The sequence below is a fragment of the Plantibacter lichenum genome, from assembly GCF_050587525.1.
Taxonomy (GTDB): Bacteria; Actinomycetota; Actinomycetes; order Actinomycetales; family Microbacteriaceae; genus Plantibacter.
In genome coordinates, this window is sequence record NZ_JBOBFT010000002.1 from 176,632 (window position 1) to 189,452 (window position 12,821).

A 12,821-nucleotide genomic window follows, 5' to 3' on the forward strand; every position below is an offset into this window, starting at 1 on the left:
CGGGAGGGCCGGACTCGCACCGGGGGCTAGAACGGGTGGCCGGAAGGACCGGCGGCAGCGGCAGCACGCTGACGCGCCTGACGCTGCTCACGCCGACGACGGACCCACGCGGCGAACCGGACGAGCTGCCGCTTGATGAACGCGGCCGCACGCTTGGCCCACGCAAACTCGGTGCCGAGCAGCGCGAGGCCCACGAACACGACGAGCCAGCCCGGTCCGGGCAGCGGCACGAGGATGAGGCCGACCACGGCGATGAGCCCGCCGACGACGCCGACGACCAACCGATACCCGTGGCGCAGGCCCGGCTTCGTCTCGATCCAGGCGCGTAGCCGACGGAAGAAGCGGCGGAGAGGCCGATCGGCGCGCTCACCCTCACGGATGTCGTCCGCGATGCGATCCTCGACACCGCCGCGTGCAGTGCGGGCGCCAGTCATGCGATCAAGCTATATCGCGTTCCTGAGAACCGACCCACAACATCGCGAACGCCCCTCCTGAAACAGCTCGCGAGGGGTCGCATATGGCGAGTGAGACCATGGTCGGACTCGCCATATGCGACCCCTCGCGAGCTGAGAGGCGGGAGGCGACGGAGACGCGGGAGACGAGGCGTGTCAGGAGAACTGCGAGCGCTCGACCCAGTCGAGGTACTCGGGCGTCACCGTGCCGGTCACGTACTCACCCGTGAAGCAGCTCGTCTCGAGGTCGGTCACGTTCGATCCCTCGAGGATCGCGGCCTTCATGTCGGCGATCTCCTGGTAGATGAGGTTGTCGGCGCCCAGTTCGCGCGCGATGTCCGGGATCTTCTTCCCGTGCGCCACGAGCTCCTGCCGCGAGGGCATGTTGATGCCGTACACGTGCGGGTAGCGGACGGGCGGCGCAGCGGACGTGAACGTCACCTTGTTCGCCCCGGCGAGGCGCGCCATGTCGACGATCTCCTTCGACGTCGTGCCGCGCACGATCGAGTCGTCGACGATGAGGATGTTCTTGCCCTTGAACTCGGAGCCCATCGCGTTGAGCTTCTGGCGCACGCTCTTCTTACGCTGCGCCTGCCCCGGCATGATGAAGGTGCGGCCGACGTAGCGGTTCTTGTAGAAGCCCTCGCGGTACTCGATGCCGAGCTTCTGCGCCACCTGCATCGCTGCGGGGCGGGAGGAGTCCGGGATCGGCATGACCACGTCGATGTCGCCCATCGGCGTGTACTCGGCGATCGTGTCGGCGAGGCGGTTGCCGAGGCGGAGACGCGCTTCGTAGACGGAGATGCCGTTCATGACGGAGTCGGGGCGGGCCAGGTAGACGTACTCGAACGAGCACGGCACGAGGCGCGGGTTCTTGGCGCACTGGCGGGAGTACATCTCGCCGGAGGTCGTGATGAACACGGCTTCACCCGGTGCGATCTCGCGGACGATGTCGTAGCCGGACGCTTCGAGGACGAGCGATTCGGAGGCGACCACCCAGTCGTCGCCGACCATTCCGGCGCGGCGGCGGCCGAGGATGAGCGGGCGGATGCCGAACGGGTCGCGGAAGGCGAGGAGGCCGTGGCCGGCGATGAGGGCGATCGCGGCGTAGGAGCCTTCGACGCGTTCGTGGACCTGCTCGACCGCGGCGAACACCTGGTCGGGGTCGAGGTCCAGTCCGGAGACCTGGCTCTGCAGTTCCGTCGCGAGGACGTTGAGGAGGAGCTCGGTGTCGCTCGTGGAGTTCACGTGACGACGGTCGACGTGGAAGAGGTCGTCGCTCAGCTCGCGCGTGTTGGTGAGGTTGCCGTTGTGGACGAGGATGATGCCGTAGGGCGCGTTCACGTAGAACGGCTGGGCTTCCTTCTCGTTCGTCGCGTCGCCGCGGGTCGCGTAGCGAACGTGGCCGAGACCCATGTTGCCGAGGAGCGAGCGCATGTCGCGGGTGCGGAACGCTTCGCGCACCTGTCCTTTGGCCTTGACCATGTGGAAGGTGTTGCCGTCCACGGTGGCGATGCCCGTGGAGTCCTGTCCGCGGTGCTGGAGGAGGAGCAGGCTGTCGTACACCTGCTGATTGGCCGGTTCAGTCGAAACGATGCCGACGATGCCGCACATGCGTGGGGGCTCCTTGGGGGTCGCGCTGGGTCGAGCTAGGGGGTGACGGGCGCGATGCCGGCGAGCGGCATCACGAGTTGAGGGGAAGTGGGACGATCAGGCACGGTAGTTGCCGACGAGACGCACTGCGCCTCCGTCGACGCCCTTCGCGCCCTGTTCGAAGCCTGCGCCGTCGTGCGCGCCGATGTGCACGGTGCCGGTCTGCCAGGTGCGGATGCCGTCTGCTTCGAGCGCGGCGGCGACGCCGGCGGCGACGTCGGGCGAGACGACTGCGAAGAAGCCGATGCCGAGGTTCCAGGTGCCTTCGCTCGATTCGAGCGAGGTGCCGGCGATGTCGCTGAGGACGCGGAACACGGGGTCGGGGCTCCAGGTGGAGCGGTCGACCTCCGCCCAGGAGCCGAGCGGGAGGACGCGGGCGAGGTTGGCTGCGATGCCGCCGCCCGTGACGTGGCTGAGCGAGTGGACGCCGTCGGCGATCGCCGCGTCGCCGAGGACGCGCAGGAGCGGCGAGGTGTACAGGCGCGTGGGCTCGAGGAGCGCTTCACCGACGGTGCCGCCGAGGTCGTCGTTCGTGTCGGTGTAGCCGATGCCGTTGGTGCTCAGGATGTGACGGACGAGCGAGAACCCGTTCGAGTGCAGGCCGGAGGAGGCGAGGGCGAGGATGACGTCGCCGTCCTGCACGCGGTGCGCGCCGAGGATGCGGTCGGCTTCGACGGCTCCGGTGGCGGCGCCGGCGACGTCGTAGTCGTCGGGTCCGAGGAGGCCCGGGTGCTCGGCGGTCTCGCCGCCGATGAGGGCCGTTCCCGTGTCGGAGCAGGCGCGGGCGATGCCGGCGACGATCGACGCGATGCGCTCAGGGTGCACCTTGCCGCACGCGATGTAGTCGGTCATGAAGAGCGGCTTCGCGCCCACCACGACGATGTCGTCGACGACCATGCCGACGAGGTCCTGGCCGATCGTGTCGTGCTTGTCGAGCGCCTGCGCGATCGCGACCTTGGTGCCGACGCCGTCCGTGGACGTGGCGAGCAGCGGCCGGTCGAAGGACTTCAGCGCAGAGGCGTCGAACAGACCGGCGAATCCGCCGAACCCGCCGAAGACCTCCGGGCCGTGCGTCTTGGTGATCGCCGACTTCATCAGTTCGACGGCGAGATCGCCTGCGGCCGTGTCGACGCCCGCTTCCCGGTAGCTGGTGGATGAGGTCATGACGGCCCTAGCGTTCTGCGGTGGGTGAGGGGGATTCTGAAGCAGGAGGCTCCGCATCGTGCTCCGTGGTGGAAGCCTGCGTTGCGGGAGATTCGGGAGCCGCTGCCGCGCCGGTGGGGGCTGCAGGGGCTGGACGCACGTCAACTCTATCCGCTGTCACGAGGATGATCTTCCGTCCGACGATGCGGTCGAGGATGAGCGAGACGAGGATGGCGAGGGTCGTGCCGAGCACGCCGCAGACCAGGAGGAGGAAGCCGAAGACCTGGAGGAGGGAGAAGTCCGGGTTGGGCGGGAACGCGACGGTGAGGATGAGGGCGGCGAAGATGCCGACGACGAGGCCGATGATCGCGAAGCGCCAGTACCTGGGCGAACGGCGGATGCCGACCTGCTCGGTGACCGTGGTCTCCTCGGGGAGTGCGGCCGGTTCCACGGCGGGCGCTGCGGCTGGTGTCGCTGCAGTCTGCTCGTCGGCCGAGTTCGAGTGACCGGTCGCGTCTGTCATACCTCTATTGTCCCCCACGTTCCTGTGCGTGGCGTACGCGGCCCGGTCCCTGAGCCTGTCGCCCTTCGGCCCGGTCCCTGAGCCTGTCGAAGGGCGCACTTCGACAAGCTCAGCGACCGGGTTGGTGAGCTCAGTGACCGGCCGGGCGGACGACCTCAGGCGCGCAGCGACCGACGGACGGCGTCGGCGAGCGCGAGCGCAGCAGCACCCACGACCGGCGGCTCCTCGGTCACCAGCGGCACCGCGTGCGGCACCTCCCGCGCGAGTCCAGCGGTCACCCCGGCGAGCAGGCGTTCGTCGCGGGCGGCGAGCACTCCCCCGCCGAGCACGACCGGCAGCACCGTGCCCTCCAGGCCGAGCCGACGGATGGCCGATGCGGCGAGCGCGACGATCTCCTCCGCCTGCCGATCGACGACTCCCGCGGCCACGGCATCGCCCTCCCTCGCCGCCCGGAACAGGACGGGCGAGAGTTGGATGAGCTCGGAGTGCGGGAGCCGGTCGAAGTGGAGCGCTTCGATGACCTCCTGCACGGTCGCGAGTCCGAGGGCCTCCGGGACGAGTTCGGCGAGCACGGTCGCCGGGCCGCGTCCGTCGACGGCCCGCGCGGCGTGCCAGAGCGCCTGTTCGCCGAGGAACCAGCCGCCGCCCCAGTCGCCCGAGATGCCGCCGAGCGCCGCGAAGCGGGCCGTGCGGCCGTCCGATCGCACGCCGAGCGCGTTGATGCCGGTGCCGCAGACGACCGCGACGGCGTCCGGCGCGTCCGTCCCGGCGCGGAGGAGGGCGAACAGGTCGTTGTCGACGACGCCTCCCTCCGGGAACCAGTCGTAGTCCGCGAGCACGTCGCGGTAGGTGTCCATCTCGACGGGCAGGTCGAGCCCGGAGAGATAGACGCCCGTGTGGACGACCTCGACGCCGGTGGCATCGACACCCATCGCGTCGACAGCCCGACCGATCGCTTCACGCACGAGCGCGTCGATCGTCGCTGCCGATTGCGCGAGCCCTTCGAAGTGCGGCGATGAACCGCCTCCCCGAGCCCGGCCGACGATGGGTCCGTCGTCGCGCATGACGACGATCTCGGTCTTCGAGCCGCCGCCGTCGACGGCCACGACGAGCCGGTTCACGGGCCGGTCGCTCGCACCGCGGACAGCAGCGATGTCGGCGCGGCCGGCCGCAGTCGAAGCCGCCTCGGCCGGGGCCGCCCCAGCGGCCCCGATCACCTGGCCCACGGCAGGTACTCCCGGTTGCCGGCGATGAGCAGGTCGGTGAGCTGCTCGGCGCGGTCCCACTGGCCGACGAGCGGGTGCGCGAGCATCGCCCGCACCACGCGGTCACGGCCGCCGTGGATCGCCGCGTCGAGCGCGAGACGCTCGTACCCGGCGACGTGCGAAATGAGCCCGGCGACGTCATCGGGGAGCGGTGCGACGGGGATCGCGACGGGGCCGTCAGCCGTGATCGCCGCGGAGACCTCGATCACGTGGTCGTCCGGAAGGAACGGCAGCGTGCCGTCGTTCCGCAGGTTGACGGCCTGGATCGCGCCGGATCCGGTGCGGAGCGCGGCCATGAGGTCCACGGCCGATTCCGAATAGAAGGCGCCGCCGCGGCCCGCGAGCTCGACGGGTTTCGTGACGACGGACTCGTCCGCGTACAGCGCGAGGAGCTTCCGCTCGATCTCCTGTACGGCGTGCGCACGGGTCTCGCCGTGCTTCTGCTCCTCGAAGACCACGTCGTGGGCATAGAAGTAGCGCAGGTAGTAGGACGGCACCATGTGCAGGTTCGACAGCAGGGCCTCCGGCAGTTCGACGTGCTCGGCGAGCTCGCCGAGGTGCTCGGCGAGGAGCGCCGGCATGATGTCCTCCGCGGACCCGACGCGCTGCAGCGACCGCTCCCACGTGAGGTGGTTGAGGCCGACGTGACCGAGTACGAGCTCCTCCGGCGCCGTGCCGACGAGCTCGGCGAAGTGCCGCTGGAAGCCGATCGCCACGTTGCAGAGGCCGACCGCGCGGTGCCCCTCCTGGAGGAGTGCGCGCGTCACGATGCCGACGGGGTTCGTGAAGTCGATGATCCACGCATCCGGCTTCGCGTGCTTCCGGACCTGTTCGGCGACCCGGAGGACGACGGGGACCGTGCGCAGCGCCTTCGCGAAGCCGCCGGGGCCCGTCGTCTCCTGGCCGATACAGCACGCCTCGTGCGGGAACGTCTCGTCGCCGTGCCGCGCGTCCTGACCGCCGATCCGGAGCTGGATGAGGACGACGTCGGCGTCCGAGACACCGGCGACCACATCGCTCGTCCGGTGGACCTTCGCCGGGTGGCCGTACTCCTGGAAGATGCGCTGGGAGATCCCGCCGACGAGCGACAGGCGCTCCTCGCTCGGGTCGACGAGCCAGACCTCGTCGATCGGCAACTGCTCGCGCAAGCGCGCGAAGCCGTCGATGAGTTCGGGGGTGTAGGTGGACCCGCCACCGATCACAGTCAATTTCATTCGAGGATCATCCTTTGACGCCGGAGAGGGCGATGCCCTCAACGAACACTTTCTGAGCGAAGAAGAACACGACCACCACGGGGACGGTCACGAGCATCGTGATCGCCATCGTGAGTCCCCAGTCCGTGCCGTGCACGCTGCGGAAGGTCGCGAGGCCGTAGGCCACCGGCCAGGAGGCCGGGTTCTCTGAGGTGTAGAGGAGTGGTCCGTAGTAGTCGTTCCACGAGTGGAAGAACATGAACAGACCGGCTGCTGCGATGCCTGGGCGCGCCATCGGGACGACGACCCGCCACAGCACGCCCCACTCCCCGCACCCGTCCATACGAGCCGCATCGGCGTACTCGCTGGGGATGGTGAGGAAGAACTGGCGCAGCAGGAAGATCGAGAACGCGTCGCCGAGCAGGTTCGGCAGGATGACCGGCCACAGCGTCCCCGTGAGCCCGAGCTGCGACCAGAACACGTAGATCGGAACCGCCGTGACCTGCGGCGGGAGCAGCATCGCCACGATGATCGCGAGGAAGATCAGGTTCGCTCCACGGAACTTGATCTTCGCGAGGACGTAAGCGGCCGGCACGCTCGACACGAGCATGAACACGGTCGCGAGCACGGCGTACATCGCGGAGTTCCCGAACCAGAGGGCGAGCGGAGCGCGGGTGAACGCCTCCACGTAGTTCTCCCAGTGGAACGGATTCGGCCAGAGCGATGCCGTGAGCGTCTGATCGCTCGACATGAGCGAGGTCAGCGCGACGAACACGATCGGGAAGAGGAACAGCAGCCCGAGGACGATGAGCACGGCGTGCTCGGCGATCCACGCGAGGCTGACCCTCGTCGATCGCTTCTTCGGCTGTGGCAGCAGACGGCCTGGGACCATCTGGACTGGCGCCTGTCGTGCAGACGGCGCGGATGCGGTCGTGGCGCTCATTGGGCTCCCTCAGGGGTGAATGCTTTGACGCGGCGCAGCATGAACACGAGGATGATGGCGGCCACGATGAAGAGCACCACGGCGAGCGCACTCGCGTAACCGAGCTGGTAGTTGCTGAATCCACGCACGTACAACCACTGCGTGTAGGTGAGGAGCGACCCGTTCGGATAGCCGAGACCCGCTCCGGACCCCTCCCCGACGGTCGCCTTCCCACTCGCGACGCTCGAGGCGACGGCCGCTTCCGTGAAGTACTGGATCGCAGCGATCACCCCCGTCACGGCGGCGAACACGAGGACCGGCGAGATCGACGGAAGCGTGACGAAACGGAACTTCTGCGGACCGTTGGCGCCGTCGAGCGACGACGCCTCGTAGAGTTCGCGGGGCACATCGAGGAGACCCGCGAGGAAGATGATCATGATGTCGCCCATGACCCAGACGCCGAGGAGCACGAGCGACGGCTTCGCGAGCGCCGGATCGTTGAACCACAGCGGTTTCGCGAGGCCGAGCGCCCCGAGGATCTGGTTGACGGGGCCCGTTCCCGGGTTGAAGAGGAACACGAACGCCACGACGCTCGCGACCGGCGGGACGAGCGCGGGCAGGTAGAAGAGCGTGCGCCAGAAGCCGCTCGCCTTCTTCGCCCGGGCAAGGAGACCCGCCACGGCGAGGGCGAAGACGATCTTCACGGGCACGAGCACGATGACGAACCAGAGCGTGTTGAAGACGGCCTCGACGACGCGGGGGTCCTTCGTGAACAGGTACTCGTAGTTGCGGAGACCGATCCACTCCGGCGGCGACACGAGGTCGAACTTCGTGAACGAGTAGTACACGCTCGCGAGCAGGGGATAGACGAAGAAGACGATGAGTCCGGCGATCGCCGGGGCGAGCATGAACCAGATCGCCCAGCGACGCTGGGGGCGGCGCGGCTTGCGCGGAGCCGTGAGGTCCGGGCTGCCGGTCGATCCGGCCCCGCCCGCCGACGGGCGCACGACAGAAGCGCGCCCGTCGGTGGTGGGAGTGGTGGTGGTCATGGTCGTTACGGACCCGTCGTCAGTGCGATGGCGTCGTCGACCTGCTGGTCGACGTCCTTGAGACCCTTGGCGAGGTCCTGCGAGGGGTCCGCCTGGTAGGCACGCCAGAAGTCCTCGAAGGTCTGCTGGTAACCGGCGCCGACGGGGCTCGGCGGAGTCGTCTGGGACTTCGGGTTCTCGGCGATGTCGAGGAAGGTCCGGAACTGATCGCTCACCTCGAGCTTCGGCGAGTGCAGTGCGTCCTTCGTGGTCGGCACGTTCTTGAGGCCGTTCGACAGCTTCACGACGGCGTCGGTGTCGGTCGTCATGTACTTGAGCAGCGCCCAGGCGAGCTCGGGGTTCTTCGAGCCCTTGGCGATGCCGGCGATGTTGCCCGTGATGTACCCGGCGCCGTACTGGTCCTCGTGACCGTCAGCGGTCGGGAACGGAGCGGTGCCGTAGTTGAGGTCGGGCTTCTGGTCGTGGATGAAGGCCGTGCGGTACTCGCCGTCCATGTTCATCGCGACCTGGCCGGTCTGGAATGCGTTGTCGGCCGAGAACTCCTGGCCGAGACCCGCGGTGAACGCCTGCAGCTTGTCGTAGCCGATCTTCTGCACGTAGGCCGTCTGCCAGGTGATGAGATCGGTCCAGCCTGCGGAGGTCCCGATCGCGCTCGACCCGTCCTTCTTCAGCCACTGCGCGTCGGCCAGCGGACCGAAGTGCGACGCGGCGTTCTCGTAGAAGCCCATGAGCGGGTTGAAGCCGAGGGTCTTGATCGAACCGTCGTCGTTGAAGGTCGTGAGCTTGTCCGCGACCGTCTCGAGTTCGCTGAGCGTCTTCGGAGGCGTCGTGACGCCGACGGATGCGAGGAGGTCCTTGTTGTAGTACAGGCCGTACACGTCGGCGAGCACGGGCATCGCGCACTGCTTGCCGTCGAACTCGGTGTAGCTGCGGACCGTGTCGGAGAACTGGTCGAGGTCGACCTTGTCCCGCTTGATGTACGGGTTCAGGTCCCGGAAGGCTCCGCTCGAACAGAAGTTGCCGACGACATCCGTGGAATAGGAGAGGCCGACGTCGACGGATTTGCCGGCGGCGATCGCCTTCCGCAGCTTCTCGTCGTCCTGGCCCGCGTGGACCTCGACCTTGACCTTCGGGTTCGCCTTCTCGAAGTCGTCGACGACGGACTGGATGACATCGCCCTCGCGGTCGGAGAAGAAGTGCCAGAGCGACACGGTCCCCTCGAGGGTGGACGGCGCCTTGTCTGCGACGGCCTGGGATGCCCCGCCGCCCGACGAACAGCCGGCGAGCAACGTGACGGCGGCCGCGACGAGCGCGGTCGCCGTGAACAACTTGGAACGGTTCTGCACGGTGGATCCTCTCTGATTGCTTCGTGATGTGGTGCTGCTGTGGTGGAAAAACTGCTGGGCCCGCCGGTCGCTGAGCTCATGACCGGACGCTCCGCTCATGCCCGGTCGCTGAGCTCATGCCCGGTCGCTGAGCCTGTCGAAGCGGGCACGACGATCACCGCTCCCGGTCACTGAGCGGTCCCGGTCAGTGAGCTCGTGCTCGGTCACTGAGCCTGGTCCCGGTCACTGAGCCTGTCGACGTGCGACTGACGGTGACCGATCGGCGGTATGGGGTCTGGTCCGGCGTTCTGCGGGTGGATTCGGCTGGCGGCTGGTGCGGCGTCTCCTGCCGCTAGCCGACGGCTATCCGGTCGACCTCGTCGAAGAGTCGCGCGCGCAACTCGCCGATGAGGACGTCCCGCGCTCCATGGAGGACGGGAAGGTGTTCCACGGACGACGCGACGACGGTCGGGTGCCATCTCGTGGAGCGGACGATGTGCTCACCCACGGCGTGCGCGAGCGGCGTTCCGCCCGCGGCGCCCGTCGGGCCGCCGAGGACGACCCGTTCGGGGTCGAGCAGGGCGAGGACGGGGACGATGCCCATGGCGATGCGCGGGGCGAGTTCCGCGATGATCGCGTCGCGGGCATCGCTCGCTCCGTCACCGGATCCGCTGCCGGACAGGAGGTCGAGGGCGGCCGCGTACGCGCCGGAGTCGTCCTTCCGGGGAGCCGGGGATCCGGTCACGCGGCTGGCGATCATCGCGACGGCGTCCGGGCCGATGAGGTCCTGCAGGTCGTCCGCGGTCGGATCGAACGCGCTCGCCTCGCGCGTGACGGGCAGGTAGCCGATCTCGCCCGCCCCGCCCGATGCTCCACGGTGGACGACGCCGGCGATGTCGACCGCGAGGCCGAGGCCGTCGCCCATCCAGAGCAGGGCGAAGCTCGCCGCATCGGTGGGGGCGCCGACGGAACGTTCCGCGATGGCGGCGAGGTTCACGTCGTTGTCGATGAAGACGGAGCGACCGGTGGCGGCTTCGAGGACCTGTCGGATCCCCTCGCTCTGCCACCCCGGCATGCTCTCCGCGAAGGCGAGTTCATCGGTCTCGGCGTCGTAGGAGCCCTGGACGGCGACGCTCACCAGGTGGACGGACGCCGGGTTGACCCCGGCAGCCTCCGTTGCGGCGGCGATCGCTGCGGTGATGTCGGTGACGGCGGAGCGCTCACCGTCGACCGTCGGGATGGTCTCGACGGGGTGCTCGGCACCGGAGGCGTCGACGATCGTCGATCGGATGAGACTCGGGGTCACGTCGACGGCGACGCCCAGTCGGCGGTCGATGCGGACGGAGTAGCTCGCGGCGCTCGGGCCGCGGCTTCCTGAGACGGTGCCGACGGGGTGGATGAGTCCGGCGTTCTCGAGGCGCTGGACCATCTGGGACGCGGTCGGCTTCGAGAGGCCGGACAGTTCGCCGAGACGCAGCCGCGTGAGGGCGCCGTGCTCGAGGAGCAGTTCCAGCGCCGTGCGGTCGTTCGTCGAACGAAGCCACGCCGGGGTGCCGCGCAGGGTGCGATCGCTCATGTTTCCTGATCCCTCCATTGGAATCCAATTCTTGTCTGCGAATATAACAGGAAAGTTTCCTAACAGTAAAGCCTGTGTTTCCGGATCCCGATCGCTGAGCCATCCATCCCCGGTCACTGAGCCATCCCTTCCCGGTCGCTGAGCCTGTCGAAGTGCCTCGTCCCCGGTCACCGAGCCTGTCGAAGTGCCAGTCGTAACTCCTTCGATCCGGCCACCCTCACGACGAACATCCCCGGAATTCCGGGGGCGCGCCGATCCACGATGTCGAAATCGAAGGAGTTGTGGTCGATGAAGGCACGTAGGCTGGCGGAGGAGGATCGATGACGCAGCAGCACACCGGCAAGGTGAACACGATCACGGTGAGCACCGGCACAGCGATCGATGCGGCGGCCTCGGCGGCCGGATTCGCACTCGATGCGGCGGCCTCGGCGGCCGGATTCGCACTCGATCCGGCACAGCGCATCGTCGCGGAACGGCTCGCGGAACTCGGCGACGCCATCGTCGACGCGGGACGGGGCGGCCCACTCCCCCGCAGCCTCTACCTCTGGGGTCCGGCGGGACGCGGCAAGACCTGGCTGCTCGACGCGTGCTTCGACGCCCTCCCGACGACCGCCAAGAAGCGCGTGCACTTCCACTCGTTCTTCCGCGCCCTGCACCTCGCGATCCACACGCATCGCACCGCGGCAGCCGAAGCCGCCAGGGCCGCGAACCGGGATCGATCGTTCGCACCGGCAGCGACGGGTACGCCGGGCGATGCAGGGACCGCGATGGGCGCCACTGCGCTTTCCTCCTCCGCGGGTGCAGCGAGCGCGGCGGTGTCAGCGCGGGCGGCGGCTGCAGCGGTCACGAACGCGGTCGACGCCGCCGTCGACGAGCTCCTCGACGGCGCGTCCGTCATCTACTTCGACGAGCTCCACGTGCACGACCCGGGCGATGCGACGCTCATCACGCGGCTCCTGCGCAGCCTTTTCGAACGCGATGTGACCCTCATCGCGAGCTCCAACTACGCGCCCACCGACCTCCTCCCGGATCCCGTCTACCACCACATCTTCGAGCCGGGCATCGCGCTCGTCGAGGCGAACATGGACATCGTGCGACTGGATGGGGACGTCGATCATCGCGAGGCGGAACCGGCCGGCGCGCGGGAGGGCTTCGCCCGCGGCAGCTGGATCTCGCCGGGTTCCGCCGAGCAGCTCATGATGGCGGGGCTTGTCCGACCGGGGCCAGAGGAAGCCCACGAGCTGCACATCAGCGGACACGTGTTCCGCGCCGCTGCGGTTCGCGATCGCACCGTGTGGTTCACAGCCGCCGACCTCCTCGAGACGCGCACGTCGGTGGGCGACTACCTCGCGTGGGCGCAGGACTTCGACCGGTGGATCCTCGATGCCCTGCCGTCGCCGGCCGAGCTGACCCGCGAGGCCCGGATGCGCTTCGTGCGCCTCGTCGACGCCCTGTGCGATCTCGGCAAGGAGCTGCACGTGATCGCGGCGGTCCCCCGCGACGAGTTCGTTGCTGCACCGGCGTTCGCGAGGGACTTCTTCCGGACGGCCAGCCGCCTCGCCATGCTCCGCGCCGACGTCTGACGCGGTCGTTCCCGGTGCCGTCGTGGGCGCACACACTTCGACAGGCTCAGTGACCGATGGATTGGCTCAGTGACCGGTGGATTGGGCTCAGCGACCGGGCCGGAGCGCAGAGTGACCGGTCTGGCGAGCGCAGCGAC

General features: G+C 68.7%; 11 protein-coding genes. 1 reads left to right on the forward strand and 10 read right to left on the reverse strand.

What is annotated here, in order from left to right:
* Positions 1-26 precede the first annotated feature (26 nt).
* The 10 genes from ACQ3HB_RS04240 to ACQ3HB_RS04285 form a co-directional block, all read right to left on the reverse strand.
* Entirely contained in the window at positions 27-434 is a 408-nt protein-coding gene (locus ACQ3HB_RS04240; protein ID WP_430918050.1) for a TIGR02611 family protein, read from the reverse strand.
* Positions 435-608: 174 nt separating this feature from the next.
* Positions 609-2,066 (reverse strand): amidophosphoribosyltransferase, encoded by a 1,458-nt coding sequence (purF, locus tag ACQ3HB_RS04245; protein WP_430918052.1) that lies wholly within the window; start codon positions 2,064-2,066, stop codon positions 609-611.
* A gap of 96 nt (positions 2,067-2,162) precedes the next feature.
* A complete protein-coding gene (gene purM / locus ACQ3HB_RS04250) occupies positions 2,163-3,269 on the reverse strand; it encodes a phosphoribosylformylglycinamidine cyclo-ligase (RefSeq protein ID WP_430918053.1) in 1,107 nt (368 codons plus the stop codon).
* Between the two features lie 7 nt (positions 3,270-3,276).
* Positions 3,277-3,771: a hypothetical protein gene (locus ACQ3HB_RS04255; RefSeq protein WP_430918055.1), complete on the reverse strand. Its 495-nt coding sequence runs from the start codon at positions 3,769-3,771 to the stop codon at positions 3,277-3,279.
* Between the two features lie 155 nt (positions 3,772-3,926).
* The gene (locus ACQ3HB_RS04260; RefSeq protein WP_430918057.1) at positions 3,927-4,997 is read right to left on the reverse strand and encodes an N-acetylglucosamine kinase; all 1,071 of its coding nucleotides are present in this window, start codon (positions 4,995-4,997) and stop codon (positions 3,927-3,929) included.
* Positions 4,985-6,250, reverse strand: coding sequence for a 6-phospho-beta-glucosidase (locus ACQ3HB_RS04265; RefSeq protein ID WP_430918059.1), 1,266 nt, complete (start codon positions 6,248-6,250; stop codon positions 4,985-4,987). The genes ACQ3HB_RS04260 and ACQ3HB_RS04265 overlap by 13 nt, the downstream gene beginning before the upstream one ends.
* 7 nt (positions 6,251-6,257) lie before the next feature.
* Positions 6,258-7,172 carry a carbohydrate ABC transporter permease gene (locus ACQ3HB_RS04270; RefSeq protein ID WP_430918062.1) on the reverse strand — a complete coding sequence of 305 codons (915 nt, stop codon included), beginning with the start codon at positions 7,170-7,172 and terminating at the stop codon, positions 6,258-6,260.
* A complete protein-coding gene (locus ACQ3HB_RS04275) occupies positions 7,169-8,200 on the reverse strand; it encodes a carbohydrate ABC transporter permease (protein WP_430918064.1) in 1,032 nt (343 codons plus the stop codon). Before ACQ3HB_RS04275 ends, ACQ3HB_RS04270 begins: the two co-directional genes overlap by 4 nt.
* A 5-nt stretch (positions 8,201-8,205) precedes the next feature.
* Positions 8,206-9,546, reverse strand: coding sequence for an extracellular solute-binding protein (locus ACQ3HB_RS04280; protein WP_430918065.1), 1,341 nt, complete (start codon positions 9,544-9,546; stop codon positions 8,206-8,208).
* Positions 9,547-9,877: 331 nt separating this feature from the next.
* On the reverse strand, positions 9,878-11,101 hold the full coding sequence (locus tag ACQ3HB_RS04285; protein ID WP_430918066.1) for an ROK family transcriptional regulator: 1,224 nt from the start codon (positions 11,099-11,101) through the stop codon (positions 9,878-9,880).
* 320 nt (positions 11,102-11,421) lie between these two features.
* Here ACQ3HB_RS04285 and zapE point away from each other — a divergent pair, with 320 nt between their 5' ends.
* On the forward strand, positions 11,422-12,684 hold the full coding sequence (gene zapE, locus ACQ3HB_RS04290) for a cell division protein ZapE (RefSeq protein WP_430918067.1): 1,263 nt from the start codon (positions 11,422-11,424) through the stop codon (positions 12,682-12,684).
* The last annotated feature ends 137 nt before the right edge of the window (positions 12,685-12,821 follow it).